This window comes from Nocardia sp. NPDC049526, from assembly GCF_044465765.1.
GTDB lineage: Bacteria > Actinomycetota > Actinomycetes > Mycobacteriales > Mycobacteriaceae > Nocardia.
Map to the genome: position 1 here is coordinate 125,861 of NZ_JBITMA010000004.1, position 22,838 is coordinate 148,698.

The following is a 22,838-nucleotide window of genomic DNA, read 5'->3' on the forward strand; positions in this document are numbered from 1 at the left end:
TGGGGTCAGTACCCTGCGGGCAGGGCGGCGAGCATATCGCGCGTCACCGCAACGGCATTATCCGAACTGCCGCCCTTGACCAGCAAGGTCGCGAAGGCCAGATCCCCGCGATAGCCGACGAACCACGAATGCGAGCCGCCGGCTACCTCGGCCTCCCCGGTCTTCCCGTACACCTCGCCCTGGTCGGCGATGCGTTCGGCGGTACCGCCGGTGACCACCTTGCGCATCATCAGACGCAGACCATCGATCACTTCGGCCCCGATGGCCGGACGGTCCCCTTTGATCTCCGTGGTCCGTCCGGCGATCAGATACGGCACCGGCGCGGACCCGTGCGCGACGGTCGCGGCGAGCACCGCCATTCCGAACGGGCTCACGACCACCTTGCCCTGACCGATGCCGTCCTCGGTGCGCTGGATCATATCCTCGGCCGGTGGCACCGAACCCGATTCGGTCGGCAGGCCCGGAACCGTATAACTCTGTCCCACACCGAGTTTCGCTGCGGTATCGTGCAGCGCGTCGCTGGGCAGGTCGCTGGCCAATTTCGCGAATGCGGTATTGCAGGACCGCTCGTAGGCGGTAGCCATCGGTACGTCACCGAGTTGGAAGAGGTTGTAGTTCGGAATTGTCCGCTCCCCGATGACAATTCGGCTCGGACACGGCAGAACCGTTTCGGGCGTGGCCTTTCCGAGCGACATCGCCGCAGCCGCGGTCACCGTCTTGAAGACCGAGCCGGGCGGATACTGGCCGATGGTGGCCACCGGACCGTCACGGTCGGCAGCCTTGTTCTGTGCGACAGCCAGAATCGCGCCGGTCGACGGCCGCAGTACGACCATCATGGTCTGCTCCTCCCGGCCGCTGACAGCGCGCTGCGCGGAGTTCTGCACATTGCGGTCGATGCTGAGCGAGAACGATGGGGCAGGTTGTGCGGGCACCTCGGTGAGCACATCGGTATCGGCGCCGTTGGCGTTCATGGTGACAACGCTCCAGCCCGCCTTGCCGTCCACCTCGGCGATCACCGTCTTGCGCACCTGGGCGAGCAGATCGGGTGCGAAATCCCGGTCGGCGGGGACCATATCCCACTGCTGGGTCAGCGTTACCCCGGGCAGACCGAGGAGACCCCCACTCACCTGGTCGAATTCGTACTCGCTCAACAGCGCGACGGTGTACTCGCCCTTGGCGGTGTACGCCGCGCTCAGGATCGCCTCGGGGGTGAACCGATCGTCGAAGCGGTTCAACGCCGCCGCCAGCGAGGTCGCCGTATAACCCGGATCCGGTGCGGAGGCCACAGTGAACGCGACCCGAGATACCTTGCCCGGCACCAGCACATCGCTGCCGGACTGCTCGTTCACTCTGGCGCGCGGGGCCGGGTTGGCGCGCAGTGCCATGGTCTGGGTGGCGCCGAGTTTGGGGTGGATATCGGAGGAGGTCCAGCGCACCATCCAGTGGCCGTCACTGCGGCCCATCTGCAATTGGCCGGTGTATTTCCAGATCCGGTCCTTGGGCAGGCGCCACTCGTAGGTGTAGTCGACAGTCGCGGTATCGCCGGTGACCCTGGCCGCGCCGGTATGCGCGGTCAACTTCTCCGCCTGCAACTCGTCCCATGCGGAACGCAGTGCGGCGGTTGCCTTCTCGGGCTGACTGGTGAGTTCGGCCGCGGCCTCGATATCGTGGTCGGCGAAGGCGGCAAGGAAGGCATCGGCCGCAGGCACCGGCCCCTGCGGGTCGGCCGAGCAGCCGGATCCCGCCGCCGCGAAAGCCGCGACGGCCAGCGTAATGAGCATGCGAGTCGACATCGGGACCGATCGTATAGTCAACCACGAGCAAACGGCTGTGGCACACCGATGTTCGGTGCCGCGTTCAGTCGAGCAGCACGGTCGCGAAAGTGGCGATCTGCCGGAATCCGACTCGGCTGTAGGCCCGGCGGGCGATGCTGTTGTAGTCGTTCACGTAGAGACTCGCGGTACGGCCCGAGGCCACCACCGCATTCGCCACGGCAGCCGTACCACGGGTGCCCAGACCGGCGCCGCGACGTTGCGGATGTACCCACACGCCCTGGATCTGCCCGGTACGCCGGGACAGCGATCCGACCTCGGCCTTGAACACCACTTCGCCGTCCTCGAAACGCGCCCAGGCGCGGCCGGATTCGATCAGGCTCTGGATCCGGCGCCGATAGCCCCGACCGCCGTCACCCGCGCGCGGATCGACCCCGACCTCCTCGATGAACATGGCGATCGCCGCGGCGAGATAGCGCTCCAACTCATCCGGCCGAACCCTGCGGACCTGCGCATCGGCGGTGGCCAGCGCGGGTTGGCCGAGAGCCAGCAGCGGCTGCGCGCCGCGTAACTCGCGTTCCGGTCCCCAATGCGCGGACAGCATCTCCCACAGCGGCAGCGTCAATTCCTGACGCCCTACCACCGACGAACACACCCGCGGCCAGCGGACCGCCCGCGTGGCAAAGGAGCGCAACGCATCCTCGTCACCGCGCAAGGGCACCAAATTCGCACCGGAGAAGCACAGCGATTCGGACGGTCCACCCCGACTCCACAGTTCACCGTGTCCGACGCCGGTATCCAAGCCGAATTCCTGTAACCGCGCCGCCACCATGCACGAGGCGATCGGATCGCTATCCAGCACCCGCAGCACCTGTGCCAGATCCCGATTCGCGAGCTGACGCGCGGGGGCATCCTTGGCCCGTCGCGCCGGCTCCAGCAGACTCCGCACATCGACAGCCTGCCACGAATCGGTCGACTGTGGTACGGCTACTCGGGAACTCCCGCCCGTAACGACCGCTGCGGGTCGCTCGAAAACGTCAGCCGACGGTGACGACGGGTTCGCCCGCGCCTTCCGTCTCGCCCATCTCCTCGGCAATGCGCATGGCCTCTTCGATCAAGGTCTCCACGATCTGTGCCTCCGGCACGGTCTTGATGACCTGCCCCTTGACGAAGATCTGGCCCTTGCCGTTGCCCGAGGCGACACCGAGATCGGCCTCGCGCGCCTCACCCGGACCGTTCACCACGCAGCCCATCACGGCCACCCGCAGCGGCACCTCCATGCCCTCCAGACCGGCGCTCACCTCATTGGCCAAGGTGTACACATCGACCTGGGCGCGACCGCAGGACGGACAGGAGACGATCTCGAGCTTGCGCGGGCGCAGGTTCAGCGACTGCAGGATCTGCCCGCCGACCTTGACCTCCTCGGCCGGCGGCGCGGACAGCGACACCCGAATCGTGTCGCCGATGCCCTCCGACAGCAGCGAGCCGAATGCGACGGCGGACTTGATCGTGCCCTGGAACGCCGGACCGGCCTCGGTCACACCGAGGTGCAGCGGGTAGTCGGACTGCGCGGCCAACTGGCGGTAGGCCTCGACCATGACCACCGGATCGTTGTGCTTGACCGAAATCTTGATATCGCCGAAGCCGTGCTCCTCGAACAGGCTCGCCTCCCACAGCGCCGATTCGACCAGCGCCTCCGGGGTTGCCTTGCCGTACTTCTCCAACATCCGCTTATCCAGCGAACCGGCGTTCACGCCGATGCGAATCGGGATGCCCGCGGCGCCCGCGGCCTTGGCCACCTCGCCGACCCGGCCGTCGAATTCCTTGATATTGCCCGGGTTTACGCGCACCGCGGCACAACCCGCATCGATGGCGGCGAAGATATAGCGCGGCTGGAAATGGATATCCGCGATGACGGGGATCTGGCTCTTACGCGCGATGGTCGCCAGTGCGTCGGCGTCCTCCTGACGCGGGCAGGCGACGCGCACGATATCGCAGCCCGAGGCCGTCAGTTCGGCGATCTGCTGCAGGGTGGCGTTGACGTCGTGGGTTTTGGTGGTGGTCATCGACTGCACGGAAATCGGGGAATCGCTGCCGACGCCCACATTGCCCACCATCAATTGACGGGTCTTGCGGCGAGGCGCGAGAACGGCCGCGGGTGCGGTCGGCATCCCCAATCCGATTGTGCTGGTCACTTTCGGCTGCCTACTTTCGTGCGTACTGTTTCGGGCCGTTCGCCTACCGAGCTTAGCCGCGTGTCACGGCTGCTCACCCTGTGACAGCCATGACATGAGCCATGACACACAGGTGTCCCGAAATGCCAGCAATCCGGCGTTCGCGGTGGTTATCGCGGCACAACCGCGACAGGTTAGCGCGTCAGCGGAACAATTGGATCGGATTCACGATGTCGGCGACCAGCGTGAGCACCATATACGCACCGCCGATCACCACTGCGACGTAGGTCACCGGAAGCAGTTTCAGATAGTCCACCGGAGCGCCCGGCGCCAGCCCCTTCCAACCGCGGACGGTATTGCGGACCTTCTCGTAGAGCACCACCGCGATATGCCCGCCGTCCAGCGGCAGCAGCGGCAGCAGGTTGAACGCGCCGAGGAAGAAGTTCAGGCTGGCCAGGACCAGGATGAACACGCCCCACAGGCCACGCTCGGCGGTCTCACCACCGATCTTGCTCGCGCCGTAGACACTGACCGGGGTTTCCGGATCGCGCTCGCCACCGGTCACCGCGGTCCACAGCGCGGAAACCTTCTGCGGCATCTGGGCCAGCGATTCCATGGTGCGCACGAACATCTGCCCGGTGTACGCACCCGCGGCCGGAATTGCGGCCAGCGCGTTGTACTTCAGGGGTTCGTAGTACTCCGAACCAACGCCGACCGCACTGACCTCGCGGCCCGGTCCGCCGTCCTCGGGATAGCGCGTGACGCGCTCCGGGGTGAGCTCGATGGTCCTGGTCTGACCGTCGCGCTCGATGGTGTAGGTGAACGGGCCGGTCTGCTTCTGGGTTTCGGCGGTGAACTGCTGCCAGGTCGTCACCTTCACGCCGTTGACGGCCTTGACCACGTCGCCGCGCTGCATACCGGCCTGCTGCGCCGGACCGGTGCCTTGACAGTCTGCGAGCGATTTATCCGGATTCTGCTGGGCGACGCATTTCATCGCGCCGATGGTGGTGGCCGGCGGCTGGTCGAAGCGCGGCAGTCCCCAGCCGATGGCGAGTACGACCAGCAGGAGGAAGCCGAGCACGAAGTTCATCGCGATCCCGCCGAACATCACGACCAGGCGCTTCCAGGTGGCCTGGCGGTACATGGCCCGGTCGAGATCCTCGGGTGCGAGTTCGTCCAATGCGGTCATGCCCGCGATATCGCAGAAGCCGCCGAGCGGGAGCGCCTTGAGGCCGTATTCGGTTTCACCGCGTCGGAACGAGAAAATCTTGGGACCGAACCCGATGAAATAGCGCCGCACCTTCATGCCGGTGGACTGGGCGGCCCACATATGCCCGCATTCGTGCAGCGCGATCGAAATCGTGATGCCGAGGGCGAACAGTACGAACCCCAACGCGAACACCATTTGCTGTACAGCCCTCCTGCGTTGCGCAGCTCGCCTCAAATGAAGTGCGGCCGCCCGCAGCGGCCGCGATTACCCGCACAGGCACGTCCGTCCGCGCCGCGGGCACCCCGACCACAGTAACCGGACGCCGACCAACCTTCGCTTCCAAGTCTGCCAGGCCGCCATCCGGCGGCGCGTCCGATCGCATCGAAGGGGGCGGACGGTCGCTGGCCGCGCACTTTCGCACGCATACCGCAGAGTCGCCGGACAGGGCGGGAAATGCGCGCTCAGGCCGAGTGGACGAGCGCGCGGGCGTAGTCGCGCGCCCAGGTGTCGGCCGCCAGCACGTCGTCGAGTGTCTCTGGTTCGGCCTGCCACCGATCGGCCGCCTCGACCGCGCGGGCGACGGTGCGCACGATATCCGGGAAACGAATGATCCCGTCCAGGAAGGCTTGCACCGCAATCTCATTCGCCGCGTTGTAGACCGCCGTGACGCTGCCGCCCGCGGAGCCCGCCTGCCTGGCCAGCTCGACCGCGGGGAATACCGCATTGTCGACCGGCTCGAATTCCCAGGTCGACGCGGTGCTGAAGTCGCAGGCGGCGGCCGCGCCAGGTACGCGATCGGGCCAGCCGAGGGCCAGTGCGATCGGCAGCTTCATATCGGGCGGGCTGGCCTGGGCCAGCGTGGAGCCGTCTTTGAAGGTGACCATGGAGTGCACGATCGACTGCGGATGCACCGTGACATCGATGCGGTCGTAGGGCACCCCGAACAGCAGATGTGTCTCGATCAGTTCGAGGCCCTTGTTCACCAGCGAGGCCGAATTCAGCGTATTCATCAGGCCCATCGACCAGGTCGGATGCGCCTTGGCCTCGGACGGATTCACCGATTCCAGCATTTCGGTGGTCCAGCCGCGGAACGGACCTCCCGACGCGGTCAGCACCAGCCGATCCACCTCCTCGGCCCGGCCGCCGCGCAGGCATTGGGCGAGCGCGGAATGTTCGGAGTCGACCGGCACGATCTGGCCGGGTGCGGCGGCGCGGGTCACCAGCGAGCCGCCCGCGACGAGGGATTCCTTATTCGCCAGCGCCAGTCGGGTGCCCGATTGCAGGGCCGCCAGGGTCGGCTCCAGGCCGAGCGAACCGACCAGTGCGTTGAGTACGACATCGGCCTCGGTGCGGCGCACCAATTCGGTGACCGCGCCGAGGCCGCTCAGAGCCAGGTCGAGTCGGGTGCCCGCGCCCGGATCGGCGACCGCGACATTGCGGGTCCCGGTGGCGCCCATCTGCGCCGCGAGCAGCTCGGTATTGCCGCCGCGTGCGGCCAGGCCGACCACCTCGAACTTGTCGGGATTGGCGGCAATCACCTCGAGCGCCTGGGTACCGATGGAACCGGTGCTGCCGAGCAGAAGGACTCTCACGATGTCGGACACGGCCCCATTGTCGCAGCGGGCCGACGACGCGCCCGGAGGCGGTAGCCTGCGTAACGCACGTAGGGCGCCGCTCGCCGCTCGAACACAGCCCTGCTGGCTACGACGAGCGGTCGTATGCCACGATATCGGCAGCAACGCTGACACCGAGCTAAGGAGCGATCGTGGCCGCCACGGAACTCGAACCCACCAGTGACCGCGCAATCGTCACCCACGTGGATACCGCCGAGGTTCCGTCCGCCGAATGGGGCTGGAGCGGGGAATCGCGCCGCACCTTCCGTGTCGCGGGCTGGATCGTCTGCGTGATCCTGCTGGCCATGACGATCGGCAACCACAAGGGCCACATCGAGGACCTGTTCCTGGTCGGTTTCGCCGCCGTGATCGCGGGCGTCATGATCCGCGACTCGATCCTGCGCCGCAAGCCTCGGTAGTCCACACCGAAAGGTATTGACTCGCTCGGGGATTCGCCCGCCTAACGCCCTCGTCGCTTGGCGGGCTTTTTCTTGGCTCCGGCGTTCTTGACGACATTCTTCGTCGAACGCTTGGCGGTGGTCTTCTTCGGCTCGGTCTTCTTGCGCTGAGCCTGGGCCCGCGAGCTGCGTTCCGAACGGCCGCGCACGATGCCGACGAACTCTTCGATCAGTTCGGTGGTGTGTGCGGCTGGCCAGGCCAGGGCGATTTCCGTAGCCGGGACGCCCATCATCGTCCGGTAGACGAGGTCGCGGCGGGCGTACAGCCGGGCAATGGAATGCGGGACGATGGCAACGCCGACACCGGCCGCGACCAATTCGATGGTGCCCGCGATCGCATCGATATCGCTCGCGTCCTGGATCCGTTCACCTTCCAGATCGCCCATGCCCACCTGTTCGAAAAGCGACAGGGTGTGGTCTTTGGGCACCACGACGACGGGAAGCTCTCGATAGAGCGGAATCGCGCTCAGACCTGCACGATCAATGGGCAGACGGACGAAACAGGCGTCGACGCGCCCGTCACGCAGCGCGGCGAGTTGTTCGGCCATCGGGATCGGGATCATCTCCAGTGGCGTGTCGGCAAACCGCTCACGCCAGATCCGCGTCCATTTGGAGACCGTCACGCCAGGTACGAAGCCGACCCGCAATGCGACATCCTCCGCAGCCACGGGCTCGGGCTCCGCTGCGCGCGCGATGATATCCCTGGCATCGCGCAGCAACTGCTGTCCGGCCTCGGTCAGCTGCGTCGGCTGCGCTTCGGGCACAAAAAGTTTCTTCCCGAACTCTTGCTCCAAGTCGATCACCGTGTGACTCAACTTCTGCCGCGAAATGTGCAGCGATTTCGCCGCACGGGCGAAATGCAGTTCCTCGGCAACCGCGACAAACCAGCGCAGGCGGGTCACGTCGATGGACTCGGGGTTCATTCGTATGAGGGTATTGCCATCCGCGAGGCGGGTGGTCCGAGGGCACGGCCGGGCCGGATAGGCGGTGGCCTCGCATTCGCTCGTCCAAGCGCAACAGACTGCGGGCGGACCGCGTCCGGCTGTGCCCATTAGGCTGTACCGGTGAGCCCGGATAAGAAACCGCAGACCATGAAGCCGCTGACCGCGGCGAACAAGCTCGGCATCTACCTTCCGGCGACGCCCGAGGAATTCCGCAACTCGCCGATCTCCCGCGCCGAACTCGAAGAGTTGCGCACCAATCCCCCGGCCTGGCTGGCCGAACTGCGCAAGACCGGCCCCTTCCCCCGCGATATCGTCGCCCGCAAACTCGGAGTTTCCAATACCGGCCTGGCCCGGGCCGAAGTCTCCGACGCGATGAACGCCGAGGAGATCGCCGCCCTGCTCGCCGACCCGCCCGAATGGCTGATCCGCGAACGCGAGAACTACGCCGCGGTGTTGAAGGAAAACGAGCGCATCAAAACCCAACAGGCCGAACGCCGCGCCGCTTCCAACCGCCCCGCCAAGAACCGCACGTAGAACAGCCGCACCCAACTTGGGTGCGGCTGTGTTCGGGTGGTGGAAGCGGTTATGTCGCACCGGGTTTCGTGGTGACCAGTTGGCAGGTTCCGTCTGTGCACGAGCGCTGCAGTCGGCCGCGGGAGAGCGTCTGGAGCAAGCCGATCGCCCAGCAGGTCGGGCAGCCGCGCAGTGCGACGAGACCGACCGGCAGGAGCAGCAGACCGACGGGACCGACCGCGGGCATCAGTGCGAACGAACCGACCACAGCGCCGAATCCGATTGCGCCACAGGCCAAATGGCGCGGTAGCGACGCACTGGCGAACTCATCGGGCATTACCGACCTCCAAACTCTCCTGCACCGCCGCACGCGCCCGATGCAGCCGCGATTTCATGGCCGCGGTGCTCAGCCCGAGCAGATCCGCGACCATCCGACCGCTGTACCCCTGCACATCTCGCATGATCAGCACACGCCGCTGATCGCCGGGCAGTGCCGCGATCGCCGCGGCCACCCGCTCGGCCTCCCAGCGATTGAGCGCCTCCTCTTCCGCCGATGCGATGGCCGAGTCGGGAATCGGTTCGGCCCGACGCACGCGTAACCGCAATTGCCGCAGGCATTCATTGCGCACAATGCGAAACATCCACGAGGCCAACGCACCCGATGCCCGCAGTGTCCCGATCTTGCGGTACAGAATGATCAACGCCTCCTGCGCCGCATCCTCGGCATCCTCCGGCGTCGCGCACAGCGAGTACGCGAAGCGCCGCACATGCGGATGCGATCCGGACACCAGCGAGGTGATCGACTCGATATCGCCCGCCCGCGCCGCGGCGACGAGATGTTCGTCGGGCCAGCACACCTCGGTCATTCCGACCGGCTCCACCGCCGCAGCACGGTGATGCTGCACGCGCAAATGAGCAGCGCCCCAACAACAATCGCGGTTATGATCACGACAAACCTCCCGATCTCGTGCCGACCGTGTTGCCGACACAAGTATGAGAGGTGTAAACCCGCATAAAGGATTCACCGCAATCGAGCATCGCAGCCCGATCCATGCGGACAAACGACCAGACGTTGATACGATGTGCCGAGGATATCCAGGGAGGTGCGGTGGCTGAGGCCGATCGGGCGCCGGTACGCGTCGATCCATCCAAGCCGAACTCTGCTCGGGTATACAACTACCTACTCGGCGGTAAAGACAACTACGAGGTGGACCAGCGGGTCGCCGAGCGAATGCTCGCGGTCGCGCCGGACACCAAGACGACGGCCTGGTTCAGTCGTAAATTCCTCCTCAACGCCGTGGAAGAGGCGGCCCAGAAGGGGATTCGGCAGTTCATCGATATCGGGGCCGGAATCCCCATCTCGCCCAACGTGCACGAGATAGCGCAGAAGGTGGACCCCTCGGCACGCGTCGTGATGGTCGACTACGACCCGGTCGTGTACGTGCACACCAACGCGCTGCTGTCCGGCACGGCCGGTGTCACATCGATACTCGGTGATATTCGCCATACGGACGAGATCATCGAGAAGGCGCGGAGCGAAGGACAGATCGACTTCGACCAGCCGGTAGCGATTCTGATCGTCGGCGTGCTGCACTTCGTGATGGACGACGAACACCCCGCCGAGATCATCACGCGACTGCGCGATGTGATGGCGCCGGGAAGCATCCTGGCCTTCACTCACGGATCGGTCGACACGTACGCGGAGTTCGTCGCGCAGTCGACCGGCGATACCGACGGCAGCTCGGCGCAGGTCCAATTCCGGACCCCGGATATGGTGGCCGCCTACCTGGACGGCTTCGAGGTGGTCGAACCCGGTCTGGTGCCGGTACAGGATTGGCTCGACGACGACCTGCCGCGCACCAAGTTGGTGCTGTTGGGCGGAGTCGGTCGCAAGCCCTAGCTCGCGGCGATCGTATCTGCGCGTGCCGCGAGCGCGTCGGCTATCGGACGCGGACGGCGACCGAGTCCACATGCACTCGCGACGCCGTCCACCGGTCTATTCAGTGCGTTCTCGATCAACCGTAAGGTCTCGACCTGCTCTGGCACCGTGGGAGTGTCGTGGACGAATCCCGCGTAGAAATTGGTGCCCTCGCCGAGTGACAGGTCCGCGAGGGGCGCGTAGAAGGCAGGATCTGCCGACGGCGGGATATCTCCGGCCGCAAGCGGACCGTGCACATAGGTCAGCGGGCGATCCGACGGCCACTGCCGGACAACGGAATTGGCCAGTTCCACGAACGGTCGCAGATCACGCATGCTGGCCCGGGACTTGTTGTGCATGCTTCCGACGCACAGATGTACGCCGAATCTGGTTCCCGCAGGCGCGGATTCGGCCAGCGCCGCAACCCCCTCGCCGAGGCGCAATGCCGCCTCCAACCGTCGGTGCAGTGGCTGTGCCTTCGCCATTAGCACCATTTCCGCGGTCGCCTCCAATTGCACGACCACGTCCTCGGTACCGACCAGTTCGTGGATGGCCGCGATATCGCGCACGGTCGCGTCACGGAATGCCTTGCGGTGCGCCCGGACACCTGGAATGCCCATGGCGATAAAGGCCAGAGTGAAATCGGTCGGCATCCCGATCTGGAGAGTGAGTTCGGGCAGCTCGCGCGCCGTGCGCAAATCCCGGAATATCGGCAACGCCTCCTGGGCCTCGGCGAGATAGCCGAGTTCCATCATGTCGCCCGTCAGCTCGCGACCGCTCGGAACGCGATGGATAGTCCGCTCCCGACTCGACCGCCAAGTACCCGACTTCTTCACTTCCAATGCGCCCTGCGCCACCAGATCCTCGATGATCGGCTGGATGTAGAACTCGTAGCGACGCGTTTCCCCCGTCGGAAGCGTGCGCAGGCGCGGTCCCGCGGCATCGAGCATCGCGCGCATCGCGTCGTCCGTACTCGTACCCGGAAAGCTGCCGACGAAATGCACACCACGCGAACCCATGCCCTGCATCGTAGATCGCATCTTCGTCACGCAACCCCGTAGCTACGGATCTTCGTGTGCGGTATGGTGATTCGCCAGAAGATGGCGCGGCGCACGACATTTCCCATTCGGAGGGAACGCGGTGACGAAGAAGCTCTACGCCCGAATGCTGGTGGCCGCTACCGCGGCGGCGACAATGCTCGGTGTGGTACCGGGCGGGGCCAGTGCTGATCCGGCCGCCTCGCCCGACCGTTGTCAGGAGATCTCTTTTCCGGTACCGCAGGGGACGTTGGGCGCGACCCTGTGCCTGCCGGACCAGCCGACCGACACTGTCATGGTGTTGATGGCGGGGTCCAATTACAACCACACCTACTGGGACTTTCCTTACGCCCCAGAGACTTACAACTTCCGGCGTGCGATGAACGATGCGGGTTACGCGACGCTGGTGGCCGATCGACTCGGCAACGGCGCGAGCACCCGTCCGCCGAGCATGTCACTGACCGCGTCCGCCACCGCAGAAGCCCTGCACAACATCGTGCAGGCCCTGCGCCACGGACTCGCGGGCGCACAGCCGTTCGGCAAGGTCGTCACCGGCGGTCATTCGCTGAGCTCCGGCACCTCCGTCATGGAGGCCACCACTTACCACGATGTCGACGGCGTGCTGCTCACCGGATATTCGCACACCCTGAGCGTGCCGGACGTCCTCGGTGTGATCGGCACCTACTACCAGGCGGTACAGGATCCCGTATTCGCCAGCCGCGGATACGATTCGGGCTATCTCGTGACCCGGCCGGGCACCCGGGCCAGTGATTTCTTCGGGCCGGATAATTTTGATCCGCAGGTGGTCGCGCTCGATGAGGCGACGAAGGAAACCTTCTCGCTCACCGAATATCCCGACGGCCTCACCTCTACCCTGCCCGGGATGTCCAGCTTGATCACCGCCCCGGTCATGGTGGTCAATGGCAGTTTGGACCGGTTGTCGTGCGGACCCGCCTATTCGATCTGCGCCGACAGCGCGGCCCTGCAGGCCGCGGAGGCCGCGTTCTTCAATCCGGCCGCGCGGTTGCGCACCTTCGTGCTGCCCGGCAGCGGACATTCGGTGAATCTCGCACGGAATACCGCGCAATATCATGCCGCCGTCATCGACTGGATGAAGTCGGTCGTCGGATAGCTCGATCTGCTTGCGGCAGTTCGGTTTCCGTGATCACAGCGGACCGATCTGCGCAGGGTAAGGGCGCACCGCCGCGGCCGCGCGGCCGCGCGCCTCAGGATCGCACAGGTAACGCACCGGCTGGCCTTCCGCCAGTGCGCGATAGCCCGGCACATCGATACGGCTGTATTCGACGAACACCGGCCACTGCCGGACACCGTCGGGATCGATGAAGCCGAACCCCCGCTGTTCGTCGAACCAGGCCACCGTGCCGGTCAGCCATACCGAAGTCGGATCGATAGCGCTGCTCATCGTAGCCTCCGCGATGTCGGATCCGGCCATATCCCCGCTGTCGGCTTACCCGTGAATACCACTGGTAAACACCATTTTTCAGGCCGCAAAACAGCCGGACCACCGGGCGACATCCACTCGATTAACCGACCGGATCCCGGGTAGATCGCAAATGTGGTCCGAACCGGGGCCGCAGATAGTTCCAACTACCGAGAAGGAGTGCCGTCATGGCAGATCCGAAGAACCCCGGACAGTTCGGCAATCGCAAGGACACCCAGGAGCAGGCCAGCAAGGGCGGCAAGGCCAGTACCGGCAGCTTCGGCCAGCGCAATGCGGCCGACCCGCACGAGGCAGGTCGTAAGGGCGCACAGGCGCAGCCGACAGCGGCCAAGCAGAAGGGTGGCCAGCACAGCCACAGCGGCAGCTAGCTCACCTGTCGAACGGGCCCCGGTCATGTTGATCCGGGGCCCGTTCGCACGCGTCGAATATCACGCGCGAACCTGGGTAAGCGCCCGACATGGTCAACTTCGGATATTTCTTAGCCAGCGAACAGTTCGGGCCGAAGGAACTCGTCGAGCAGGCCAAACGCGCCGAACAGGCCGGGTTCGAGCGGCTGTGGATCTCCGACCACTTCCATCCGTGGAATGACGCCGAGGGCCAGAGCCCCTTCGTCTGGGGCACCATCGGGGCGCTCTCGGAGGCCACCGATCTGCCGATCACCACGGCGGTCACCTGCCCTACCGTCCGGATCCACCCGCTGATCATCGCGCAGGCCGCGGCGACCGCCGCCGTCCAACTCGACGGCGATTTCATACTCGGCGTCGGCAGCGGTGAGGCACTCAACGAGCACATTCTCGGCGATCCGTGGCCGTCGCCCGCGGTCCGGCTCGAAATGCTGGAGGAAGCGGTCCAGCTGATTCGGCGGCTGCACCGCGGCGGCAATGTCAACCACCGCGGCGAGTACTACACCGTGCAGGACGCCAGAATCTACACACTGCCCGATGCTCCGGTACCGATCTACATTTCCGGATTCGGCCCGCAGGCAACGCAATTGGCAGCGCGCATCGGCGACGGTTTCTGCACCGTACTGCCCGATGCCGATGCGGTCGACACCTTCCGAACCACGGGCGGCGGCGCGAAACCGGTACAGGCGGGTGCCAAGGTCAGCTGGTCCCGCGACGAGGAGTCGGGTCTGGATGCCGCACATCGCCTCTGGGCCAATGAGCTGCTGCCCGGCCAACTTTCCCAAACCCTGCCGCGGCCACGCGATTTCGAGGACGCGATGAGCCTGATCGATCGCGAATCCACCCGTGACCACTTCGCCATCGGGCCCGATCCGGAACGTCATGTCCGCCAACTTCGGCAGTATCTCGATGCCGGTATCGACGAACTATACGTCCAGCAGATCGGGCCCGATCTGGAAGGCTTCTTCACCGCGTGGGAGAAGGAAATCCAGCCCGCCCTGAGCTGAACTGGGAGGACTAGGCGGGTACCGCGACGGTCGACCGGCGCCAGACCCGATGCTGGGCAAGCGCATTCGCGAACGTCTCGATGAACTCCTCGGCCACGCCCGCGCCGCCGGCGGTCGTGGTGAAGACACCTGTTTGCGCGTCGTGATCGGTACCGGATGTTATACCGGCGACCTGCAGTAGCGTGACACCGTCGCCGAAGCCGCCGATCGGTTTGGCGTGTTTGAACGCCTCCAGGACGAAGTGCACGGCCGCGCCATTGCCTACCAGGGTGTCGGTGGACTGCGCGCCACCCGCGACCAGCACCGCATCGTAGAGAACCGAGGCGACGGTGGCCAGCGACCGGTCCACCGCGAGGGTTTCGCCGTCACTGCCGTCGCCGCCCAACGTACCGGCATGCGGCGCAAGCACTTCGGGAACAGCACCACGGTCTGCCAACCACGATTTGATGCGGCGCACACCGAGTGTGTCCACACCATCGGCGGCCAGGATCGCGATCTTCCGGGGCGCGATGGTGTCGGTGACCGTATTCAGTTGCGACAGCGCGGGAGATACCACCGCCGCACGGTCACCCGAGTCCGGTTGCGGCACCGGCATTCCCAGTTCACTCGCGACCCGCTCGGCCAGTTCGGGCTCGATCCGCACCAAATGTTCGAGCACCCTGGTCCGGATGATCGGCCGCTCCACCTTGCCCAGCTCGAAGGCGAAGGCGGCGACGATGTGGTCGGCCTCCGGCGGCGACATACTGCGCCAGAACATCCGCGGCTGCCGGTAGTACTCCCGAAAACTGCTGACGCGCTCTCGAATAGCAGAACCGGATAGTGGCTCGGCGTAGTGCTGGAACATCTCGGTATCCGCCAATGCCGGACAACCGCCACCGATGGTGTTCTTCGTATACGCGGCCTCACCTCGCGGAATGGCGTGCTGCCCGTAGCCGTCCTGCTGGTGATTGCGCACGTCGGCGACCGGCCGGTTGATCGGCAGCTGGGCAAAATTCGGCCCGCCCAAACGGATCAGCTGAGTATCCAGGTAGGAGAAGTTGCGCAACTGCAGCAGCGGATCATCGCTGAAATCGATACCGGGCACCAGATTGGCGGTGTGGAAGGCCACCTGCTCGGTCTCGGCGAAGAAGTTGTCCGGATTGCGGTCCAGCACCATGCGACCGACCGGCTGCACCGGAACCTGCTCTTCCGGAATGATTTTCGTCGGATCGAGCAGGTCGAAGTCGAAGCCGAATTCGCTTTCGTCCGAGACCAGCTGCACGCCGAGTTCCCACTCCGGATACTGGCCCGCCGCGATGCAGTCCCACAGATCGCGCCGGTTGAAGTCGGGATCACGCCCGGCGATCTGCTGACATTCGTCCCACAGCAGCGAGTGCACACCGAGTTTCGGTGTCCAGTGGAACTTCACGAAAGTGCCTCGGCCCTCGCTGTTGACGAGTCGGAAGGTGTGTACGCCGAAGCCCTGCATCATGCGATAGCTACGCGGCAGTGCCCGGTCCGACATCAGCCACATGATCGCGTGCAGTGTCTCCGGCTGCTGCCCCACAAAGTCCCAGAGCGTGTCGTGTGCGGAGGCGGCCTGCGGAATCTCATTGTGCGGCTCGGGTTTCACCGCGTGCACGAAGTCCGGGAATTTGATTCCGTCCTGGATGAAGAACACCGGGAAGTTATTGCCGACCAGATCATAATTGCCCTGGGCGGTATAGAACTTCGTCGCGAAGCCGCGGACATCACGCACGGTATCCGCGGATCCGCGCGAACCGGCGACGGTCGAAAACCGCACGAATACCGGCGTTTCCACGCTCGAATCGATGAGGAAGCGGGCGGCGGTGAAGTCGCCGAGCCAGCCGTCGTAGGGCCGGAAGTGTCCGTAGGCGCCCGCACCTCTGGCATGGACCACTCGCTCCGGAATCCGCTCGTGATCGAAGTGGGTGATCTTCTCCCTGGCATGGAAATCCGCGAGCAGCGTCGGTCCGCGCTCCCCCACCTTCAGGGCGTCGTCGGTGCTGTCCACCCGTACACCCTGCTGTGTGGTCAGCTTCCCCTGTTCGCGATCCACCCGATATCGATCCAGCTGGCGCTGCTTCTCATTCGATGCGCCGTTCCTATTGGTTGCGTCGGCCACGCCGCTCACCCCTCGGTCTTACGGCGCCAATCGCGCACCGCGTCGCGAATCCGGTCGAAGAGCGCAAGTGGCGGTCCGGCAACGATATTCACCAGCGCCGACTCACCTGCCTGCGGATGCGGGCGGGTCGGGGCGACGGCCTCGGCGACCCGCACGACATCGGCGAGCACCGCGCTCTCGCCGGCGGAAATCGCTTGGCGCAGCTGGTCGAATTCCTCCTTCTCCTCCAAATCGGCGTGTTCGATCACCGATTCGGCGAAACTGCGGAATTTGGTATCGAAATCCTCGTGCTGCACACCCATGTCGTAGAGCTCGGCCAGCACGCGTTTGGCCTGTTCTTCTTCGTGCAGCCTGTCGTCCACGACGCCGGCGGGCACAGATGCGCGCCGTGATGCCGGATGCACCACTTCCTCTTCGGCGCTCTCGTGCACGGCCAGCGCGCGGACCAACTCCTCGAACGGCTCGCGCTTGGCCGCACCCTGCGCAAGCTGTACTTTTTCGATCAGCCCCTTGATCAGTTCGTGTTGCGCCAGCAAGAGCGTGACGACGTCTTCCTTCTGACCGGTGGCCATTGCGTACCTCCTCGATCGGGGACGGAGCCACCGCGGCTCCTCTCGTCCGCGCATACCCGCAAGCGGCACACTCACACCTGCACTCAGGGCAGCGCGGACGAGACGGTTCGCAGGTCGCGGTCAGTCCGTCGACACCGCCTCCACCACGCCGCCGGTATCGGCATTGCCGAGCGCGACAGCCACATCGGCCTGCGCCACAATGCCCACCAACTGGTCACCGTCGAGCACCGGAACCCGGCGGATCTGATGCACCGCCATCACATTGAGCACCTCATCGGCATCGGTGCTCGCCTGCACCGTGATCGGTGTGCCCTCGGCCAGTTCCCCCGCCTTGACGCCGATCGGGTCCTTGTTCTCCGCAAGCACCTTCACAACGATGTCGCGGTCGGTCAGTATGCCCTTCAACCGATTGTCCTCACCACATATCGGCAGCGCGCCCACGCTCAGCTGTTTCATCAGCTTGGCGGCCTCGACCACCGAATCGCTGGATCGCACGCACTGCACGCCTTCGGTCATGAGTTCACGCGCGGTTGCCATGGTCGTCCTCCTGTTCGTCGCAAGCAGATTCGGGTTCGCGGTACCCGCCGCGATCGCCGATACACCCTGATTGATCCGGAACATGCCGGGTATCCGCTCGAACGAGACGATCCATCCGAACGGAGAGGACGCCATGTTTCCTGGACCCGACGCATCCGATCGGCTGCGCTCCGACTTCCCGGACCGCGCACGCAACACCAGAAATCACGCGGGCGAAATGATCGCCGACACCCACAACTGGCCCGGCGTCATCCTGGTGCTGCTCGGTGTGGCCGGCGCCGCCCTGACGCTCACCGCCGCAGGCTACGGATTCGCGGGCTGGGCCGTCGTGGCCGGCATCGCCACCGCTGTGTGCCTGATCTGCGGCGGCGGACTCATCCTCGCCGAACACCGCCGCGTCAAAGCCGACGAAGGCCGCGAACTCCTCGAGCCGGGCGGCCACTGACCCGCACCGGCGGCTTCCGCGACGCGATCGACTCGTCCGCCGCGCACCGCCAGACCGCGGCCGATATAGCCGACCGCCTGCAGCTAGACGCCGACGTGTGCGGCACTGCCGCAGGCGTTCGAGCGCTGGGACGGCAAAGGCGTGCCCGGCGACGTGCGCGGCGGACAGATCGCGCCGGTAATGCGGGTGGTGCAGGTCGCCGACGACGTCGAGGTGTAGGTGTACTGCAGTAGCGCTGCGAACGCAACGATTAGCGGGACTACGTCGCAGCTTTCACGAATTCCATAGGCTATCATTGCTATCGCACCGTTAATCTTCTCCATTCAAGGGCGAGCTGAGCGATTCACCAGGGCGTGCACGACTAGCACTTCGATAGCAACGATAGGAGTTCGGGTGACACGGCCGAAACCTCGTCGGCGATCTCGGGTCGAGATGGGTCCGCTCACCTCCTTCGGAGCCTTCATCGCGGAGCGGCGGCGCAGCCTTGGGCTGACCCAAATGGATCTATCGGATCTTGCCGATGTCGGCGTGTCATCGGTGCGCACCCTGGAGGCCGGGCAAACATCACCGACCCTCGCGATCACCTTGCGCATCCTGGACGCTCTCGGGTTGACACTCGTAACCATGCCGCACGCGGATGCCAGAACCCGGTCCGGCAGCACCGCCGAACTACGCGCCGCGGAAACCAACCGCCAGTGACCACACCAACCGACCTTGCCGACCTTCGCGCCATCGACAGTGCCGATGTCTACAAGGCCGGGCGACTCGCCGGACAATTACGCCGCGAACGCGACGACGTCGTGTTCACCTATGCCGAGCCCTATTCCGCCGATCCGACGACACCACCGGTCGCGTCGACCTTGCCGAAGTGGACAGGGACCTACCGAGCGACCGGAGGCTCGGTCCCGGCCTTCTTCGCGGGCCTGCTGCCCGAAGGCCTGCGCCTGACTGCGATCACGACCGCCGCACGGACCAGCGAGGACGACCACTTCAGCATTCTGCTGGCCGTCGGCGCCGACACCATCGGCGACGTCCAGGTGCTGCCCGCAGGAACGGTCCCCGCCGACCCAGCACCCCTGTTCGACCAGACCGACACCACGAACACGGATTTCGCGACACTGTTCACCCGCGCGACTTCCGCCGACGCAGGCGAACTCGACCGCACCGCGCTGCCCGGAGTCCAGATCAAGGTCTCCGCACAAATGATTTCGGCTCCGGTCTCCACCACACGAGGACCGGCCATTCTCAAACTCAACCCGCCCGAGTACCCGTGCATGGTCGAGAACGAGAATTTCTTTCTCGACATGGCCGACGCGTGTGGTATCCGAGTTCCCGACCACCAGCTCGCCACCGACGAAAACGGCCGCACAGCACTGTTCATCGACCGGTTCGATCGCGTCATCGAGCACGGCGAAACTCGCCGCCTCGCTCAGGAGGATGCCTGCCAGGTCCTGGGGCGGTACCCGGCCGCCAAGTACCGAATCACGTTGCAGGAAGCCATCAAAGCCCTTGCCGACGCAGTGGTCACAGGCCACGGTTCATATCCCCTGGCCACGTTGCAGATGCTCGAAATCGCCGCATTCAGCTACCTCATCGGCAACGGCGACCTGCATGGCAAGAATCTGTCGATCCGGCAGAACCCCGACGGCATCTGGGAAGTCACCCCCGCCTACGACCTGCTGTGCACCCAGCCGTACCTGAGCTGGCGCGACCCCATGGCCATTTCGCTGTACGGACGCGACACAAAGCTCGCCCACCGCTGGTGGGCAGCAGCAGCCACCCGCCTCGGCGTCACGACACGAGCTATCAACCGCAGCCTGGCGCGGATCGTCGACGCATCGGAATCGTGGACCAACCGGGTCGCGGAAATCGGCTTCGACGACAAGACCACGCACCGCCTGGCAGCCCTCATAACGGAACGACGCAAAGAGCTCAGACAATCCTCGACATGACCGTATTGCTCTGCGCCCCAATAGGATACGGTCTTCCGGCAGTCTGTCGCCGAAGGCCGACGCGGTGGCTTCGCAAAGCGGAACAGCCTAGCCCTCTGCGGCCAACTGTCCGCAGGCCGCGGCGATTTCCTGGCCCCGGGTATCGCGCACGGTGCACGGAACGCCCTGCGCGTTGACGCGCCGAACGAATTCCTGCTCAACAGGTTTCGGGCTGGCATCCCACTTGCTGCCCGGCGTCGGGTTCAGCGGGATGACGTTCACGTGCACGCGGGAGCCCAGGGCCTTGTGCAGTTTCGCGCCGAGCATATCCGCGCGCCACGGCTGGTCGTTGATATCGCGGATCAGCGCATATTCGATGGACACCCGGCGACCGCTCTTATCGGCGTAGTAGCGGGCGGCATCGAGGACCTCGGCGACCGGCCACCGGTTGTTCACCGGCACCAGGGTGTCGCGCAGTTCGTCATCGGGGGTGTGCAGCGACACCGCGAGGGTCACCGAGAGATCCTCGTCGGCGAGTTTGCGAATGGCCGGAGCCAAGCCGACGGTGGAAACGACCACGTTGCGCTGAGAGATGCCGAAGCCGTCGGGCGCGGGTGAGGTGATGCGACGAACCGCGGCGACCACTCGCTTGTAATTGGCCAGCGGCTCGCCCATGCCCATGAAGACGATATTGGACAGGCGGCCCGGACCGCCCGAGACCTCGCCATCACGCATCGCGGCGGCCGCGGCACGGACCTGGTCGACGATTTCGGCGGTGGACAGATTGCGGTTGAGGCCGCCCTGACCGGTGGCACAGAACGGGCACGCCATACCGCAGCCGGCCTGGCTGGAAATGCAGAGGGTGGCGCGGTCGGGATAGCGCATCAACACGCTCTCCAGCAAGGTGCCATCGCCCGCACGCCACAGGGTCTTTCGCGTCTCGCCGCCATCGCACGCGACATGCTTGACCACCGACATCAGCGGCGGAAACAGCGCCGCGCCGACCTTTTCCCGCACGGTGGCGGGCAGATCGGTCATCAGCTCCGGATCGGCCTGCAGACGGCCGTAGTACTGACGCGCGATCTGATCGGCACGGAACTTCGGCAGACCGAGCTCCTCGACCGCGGCCTTGCGCCCATCGGCATCGAGGTCGGCGAGGTGCCGCGGCGGCATGCCACGGCGCGGAGCATCGAAGACGAGGGGCAGCGAGACGGTCATAGTCTCTCCAGTGTCCCATCTCGCGTATGCGGCCCGGACCGAAGGTGACCATCACGACGCCCGACGCGACGAACGTCACGTTCGACCGGACCGGTCAGCAGCCCTGTCTCGACATCACGACATGCCGGTCACCGGACGGAAAAACGTGCGCCGACGATAGCGATCGACGATGATCGAAGTATGACCAGTCACGCCGAGTCGTCCGAGCCGGAGCGCACCGAAGATGCCGCACCCGCGTCGACCGACCGTGAGACGGTGGAGCCGACCGGCCGCAAGTCGGTGATGAAGTCCCGGACCGGCGACACCTGGGTCGCCCTGGTCGCCGCGACGCTGATCGGGATCGTGCTGCTGATCTTCATCCTGCAGAATCTCGAACAGCAGCGGGTGGATCTGTTCTTCTGGAGCTTCTCCATGCCGGTCGGCATCATGGTGCTGCTGTCGGTGATCGCCGGTGCGCTGGTGATGGCGCTGGTCGGCGGGGTTCGGATCATTCAGCTCCGCCACGCTGCGAAGCGCTAGATCAAGCTGCTGAGCACCAGCCAGGAAACGAAGGCCGAGGGCAGCATCGAATCGAGGCGATCCATGATGCCGCCGTGGCCGGGCAGCAGGGTGCCCATATCCTTGATGCCCAATTCCCGCTTGACCTGGGATTCGATGAGATCGCCGACCGTCGCAACCAGGACCAGGCCGACGCCGAGCACCACGCCGATCATCGAATTGGCTTCCAGCAGCAGGGTCACCGTAAGCAGACCGCCGATCACGCTGAACACCAGCGAACCGCAGAAGCCCTCCCAGGACTTCTTCGGGCTGATCGCGGGCACCATCGGATGCCGCCCGAACAGCACACCCGCGACGTAACCGCCGACATCGGAGCAGACCACCAGGATCATGAAGGTCAGCACCCGCAGATTGCCGTCGGGCTCGAGCAGCAGCAGCGTCGCGAACGAGGCGAGCAGCGGGATCCAGGCCAGGGTGAAGATCGTGATCGCGGTGTCGCGCAAGAAGTTTCGCGGCGCGGTCTGCAGACCGTGGTCGAAAAGGCGCCACACCATGCAGATCAGCGTGGTCGCGGCGAAAGCGCCCGCCACGCCGCTGGCGCCCCACGGCCAGCCGAGCCAGAACACCGCCTGACCGCCGACGATGAGCGGGATCCGCGGGACCAGGACATCCGCCTCCCGCAGCCGCTTGGCGACCTCCCAGGTGGCGACGCCGACTCCGGCGGCCGCAACGCCGATGAAAACCTTCGGCACGAACAGCAGGATCGCGATGAGTGAGAGCCCGAGGCCGAAGCCGACGGCCAGGGCGGCGGGCAGGTTGCGGCCGGCGCGCGAGGCGGGAGCGGCGGGTTCGTCCGAGTTCTGTTGCTGGGCTGCGGGATTCACGGGCGCGGCGGCCGAATATTCGGGGGTCACGGAACCGTCGTTTTCGGGTCCGGGCGTCGCCGGTCCCCAGGTCGAAGGCCCATCGGTCGCAGGTCCTGGAGTCGCAGGTCCATCAG

25 protein-coding genes are annotated in these 22,838 nt (G+C 65.5%); 10 read left to right on the forward strand and 15 right to left on the reverse strand.

The features are described from left to right. Positions 1 to 5: 5 nt before the first annotated feature. The 5 genes from ACIBW7_RS14190 to dxr all read right to left on the reverse strand — a co-directional run bounded on the left by ACIBW7_RS14190 (position 6) and on the right by dxr (position 6,760). Complete coding sequence (locus ACIBW7_RS14190; RefSeq protein WP_397046661.1) at positions 6 to 1,793, reverse strand: penicillin-binding transpeptidase domain-containing protein; 1,788 nt, start codon at positions 1,791 to 1,793, stop codon at positions 6 to 8. Between the two features lie 64 nt (positions 1,794 to 1,857). Further along, complete coding sequence (locus tag ACIBW7_RS14195; RefSeq protein WP_397046662.1) at positions 1,858 to 2,721, reverse strand: GNAT family N-acetyltransferase; 864 nt, start codon at positions 2,719 to 2,721, stop codon at positions 1,858 to 1,860. Between the two features lie 88 nt (positions 2,722 to 2,809). Next, a complete protein-coding gene (ispG, locus tag ACIBW7_RS14200) occupies positions 2,810 to 3,967 on the reverse strand; it encodes a flavodoxin-dependent (E)-4-hydroxy-3-methylbut-2-enyl-diphosphate synthase (protein WP_397046663.1) in 1,158 nt (385 codons plus the stop codon). Between the two features lie 181 nt (positions 3,968 to 4,148). Further along, complete coding sequence (locus ACIBW7_RS14205) at positions 4,149 to 5,351, reverse strand: M50 family metallopeptidase (RefSeq protein ID WP_397046664.1); 1,203 nt, start codon at positions 5,349 to 5,351, stop codon at positions 4,149 to 4,151. Between the two features lie 266 nt (positions 5,352 to 5,617). Then, on the reverse strand, positions 5,618 to 6,760 hold the full coding sequence (gene dxr / locus ACIBW7_RS14210) for a 1-deoxy-D-xylulose-5-phosphate reductoisomerase (RefSeq protein WP_397046665.1): 1,143 nt from the start codon (positions 6,758 to 6,760) through the stop codon (positions 5,618 to 5,620). A gap of 161 nt (positions 6,761 to 6,921) precedes the next feature. On the opposite strand from dxr, the gene ACIBW7_RS14215 reads away from it, so the two are divergent. After that, positions 6,922 to 7,188, forward strand: a complete 267-nt coding sequence (locus ACIBW7_RS14215) for a DUF2631 domain-containing protein (protein ID WP_397046666.1) — start codon at positions 6,922 to 6,924, stop codon at positions 7,186 to 7,188. Positions 7,189 to 7,229: 41 nt separating this feature from the next. On the opposite strand, the gene ACIBW7_RS14220 is transcribed toward ACIBW7_RS14215, so the two are convergent. Beyond that, complete coding sequence (locus ACIBW7_RS14220) at positions 7,230 to 8,150, reverse strand: LysR family transcriptional regulator (protein ID WP_397046667.1); 921 nt, start codon at positions 8,148 to 8,150, stop codon at positions 7,230 to 7,232. A 141-nt stretch (positions 8,151 to 8,291) separates the two neighbouring features. Here ACIBW7_RS14220 and ACIBW7_RS14225 point away from each other — a divergent pair, with 141 nt between their 5' ends. Then, complete coding sequence (locus ACIBW7_RS14225) at positions 8,292 to 8,705, forward strand: DUF5997 family protein (protein WP_397046668.1); 414 nt, start codon at positions 8,292 to 8,294, stop codon at positions 8,703 to 8,705. 49 nt (positions 8,706 to 8,754) lie between these two features. Here ACIBW7_RS14225 and ACIBW7_RS14230 read toward each other — a convergent pair whose 3' ends face one another. Both ACIBW7_RS14230 and ACIBW7_RS14235 read right to left on the reverse strand, forming a co-directional pair. Then, complete coding sequence (locus tag ACIBW7_RS14230; RefSeq protein ID WP_397046669.1) at positions 8,755 to 9,021, reverse strand: hypothetical protein; 267 nt, start codon at positions 9,019 to 9,021, stop codon at positions 8,755 to 8,757. Further along, a complete protein-coding gene (locus tag ACIBW7_RS14235; protein WP_397046670.1) occupies positions 9,011 to 9,550 on the reverse strand; it encodes an RNA polymerase sigma factor in 540 nt (179 codons plus the stop codon). Before ACIBW7_RS14235 ends, ACIBW7_RS14230 begins: the two co-directional genes overlap by 11 nt. Positions 9,551 to 9,792: 242 nt before the next feature. On the opposite strand from ACIBW7_RS14235, the gene ACIBW7_RS14240 reads away from it, so the two are divergent. Continuing rightward, positions 9,793 to 10,584: an SAM-dependent methyltransferase gene (locus tag ACIBW7_RS14240; RefSeq protein ID WP_397046671.1), complete on the forward strand. Its 792-nt coding sequence runs from the start codon at positions 9,793 to 9,795 to the stop codon at positions 10,582 to 10,584. On the opposite strand, the gene ACIBW7_RS14245 is transcribed toward ACIBW7_RS14240, so the two are convergent. After that, a complete protein-coding gene (locus ACIBW7_RS14245; RefSeq protein ID WP_397046672.1) occupies positions 10,581 to 11,621 on the reverse strand; it encodes a hypothetical protein in 1,041 nt (346 codons plus the stop codon). The two genes, ACIBW7_RS14240 and ACIBW7_RS14245, sit on opposite strands and share 4 nt — an antisense overlap. A 121-nt stretch (positions 11,622 to 11,742) precedes the next feature. On the opposite strand from ACIBW7_RS14245, the gene ACIBW7_RS14250 reads away from it, so the two are divergent. Further along, a complete protein-coding gene (locus ACIBW7_RS14250; protein ID WP_397046673.1) occupies positions 11,743 to 12,771 on the forward strand; it encodes an alpha/beta hydrolase in 1,029 nt (342 codons plus the stop codon). Between the two features lie 33 nt (positions 12,772 to 12,804). Here the strand turns inward: ACIBW7_RS14250 and ACIBW7_RS14255 are convergent, their stop codons facing one another. After that, the gene (locus tag ACIBW7_RS14255; protein WP_397046674.1) at positions 12,805 to 13,062 is read right to left on the reverse strand and encodes a cold shock domain-containing protein; all 258 of its coding nucleotides are present in this window, start codon (positions 13,060 to 13,062) and stop codon (positions 12,805 to 12,807) included. 206 nt (positions 13,063 to 13,268) lie between these two features. On the opposite strand from ACIBW7_RS14255, the gene ACIBW7_RS14260 reads away from it, so the two are divergent. Next, a complete protein-coding gene (locus ACIBW7_RS14260; protein ID WP_397046675.1) occupies positions 13,269 to 13,469 on the forward strand; it encodes a hypothetical protein in 201 nt (66 codons plus the stop codon). 89 nt (positions 13,470 to 13,558) lie between these two features. Further along, positions 13,559 to 14,512: a TIGR03557 family F420-dependent LLM class oxidoreductase gene (locus tag ACIBW7_RS14265; protein WP_397046676.1), complete on the forward strand. Its 954-nt coding sequence runs from the start codon at positions 13,559 to 13,561 to the stop codon at positions 14,510 to 14,512. A 10-nt stretch (positions 14,513 to 14,522) separates the two neighbouring features. Here ACIBW7_RS14265 and ACIBW7_RS14270 read toward each other — a convergent pair whose 3' ends face one another. From ACIBW7_RS14270 to ACIBW7_RS14280, 3 genes are all read right to left on the reverse strand, one after another. Next, positions 14,523 to 16,637, reverse strand: coding sequence for a catalase (locus tag ACIBW7_RS14270; protein ID WP_397046677.1), 2,115 nt, complete (start codon positions 16,635 to 16,637; stop codon positions 14,523 to 14,525). A 5-nt stretch (positions 16,638 to 16,642) separates the two neighbouring features. Beyond that, the gene (locus tag ACIBW7_RS14275; protein ID WP_397046678.1) at positions 16,643 to 17,209 is read right to left on the reverse strand and encodes a hemerythrin domain-containing protein; all 567 of its coding nucleotides are present in this window, start codon (positions 17,207 to 17,209) and stop codon (positions 16,643 to 16,645) included. A 120-nt stretch (positions 17,210 to 17,329) separates the two neighbouring features. After that, a complete protein-coding gene (locus ACIBW7_RS14280) occupies positions 17,330 to 17,746 on the reverse strand; it encodes a CBS domain-containing protein (protein WP_397046679.1) in 417 nt (138 codons plus the stop codon). A 133-nt stretch (positions 17,747 to 17,879) separates the two neighbouring features. Here ACIBW7_RS14280 and ACIBW7_RS14285 point away from each other — a divergent pair, with 133 nt between their 5' ends. From ACIBW7_RS14285 to ACIBW7_RS14295, 3 genes are all read left to right on the forward strand, one after another. Continuing rightward, a complete protein-coding gene (locus ACIBW7_RS14285; protein WP_397046680.1) occupies positions 17,880 to 18,191 on the forward strand; it encodes a hypothetical protein in 312 nt (103 codons plus the stop codon). A gap of 393 nt (positions 18,192 to 18,584) precedes the next feature. Next, a complete protein-coding gene (locus tag ACIBW7_RS14290; RefSeq protein ID WP_397046681.1) occupies positions 18,585 to 18,890 on the forward strand; it encodes a helix-turn-helix domain-containing protein in 306 nt (101 codons plus the stop codon). After that, on the forward strand, positions 18,887 to 20,143 hold the full coding sequence (locus tag ACIBW7_RS14295) for a type II toxin-antitoxin system HipA family toxin (RefSeq protein ID WP_397046682.1): 1,257 nt from the start codon (positions 18,887 to 18,889) through the stop codon (positions 20,141 to 20,143). The genes ACIBW7_RS14290 and ACIBW7_RS14295 overlap by 4 nt, the downstream gene beginning before the upstream one ends. An 87-nt stretch (positions 20,144 to 20,230) precedes the next feature. Here the strand turns inward: ACIBW7_RS14295 and rlmN are convergent, their stop codons facing one another. Beyond that, positions 20,231 to 21,340: a 23S rRNA (adenine(2503)-C(2))-methyltransferase RlmN gene (rlmN, locus tag ACIBW7_RS14300; RefSeq protein ID WP_357468738.1), complete on the reverse strand. Its 1,110-nt coding sequence runs from the start codon at positions 21,338 to 21,340 to the stop codon at positions 20,231 to 20,233. A 180-nt stretch (positions 21,341 to 21,520) separates the two neighbouring features. Between rlmN and ACIBW7_RS14305 the strand changes: the two genes are divergently transcribed. Continuing rightward, the gene (locus ACIBW7_RS14305) at positions 21,521 to 21,859 is read left to right on the forward strand and encodes a lipopolysaccharide assembly LapA domain-containing protein (RefSeq protein WP_397046683.1); all 339 of its coding nucleotides are present in this window, start codon (positions 21,521 to 21,523) and stop codon (positions 21,857 to 21,859) included. Here ACIBW7_RS14305 and ACIBW7_RS14310 read toward each other — a convergent pair. After that, complete coding sequence (locus ACIBW7_RS14310) at positions 21,856 to 22,722, reverse strand: phosphatidate cytidylyltransferase (protein ID WP_387290040.1); 867 nt, start codon at positions 22,720 to 22,722, stop codon at positions 21,856 to 21,858. The genes ACIBW7_RS14305 and ACIBW7_RS14310 overlap by 4 nt on opposite strands. Between the last annotated feature and the right edge of the window lie 116 nt (positions 22,723 to 22,838).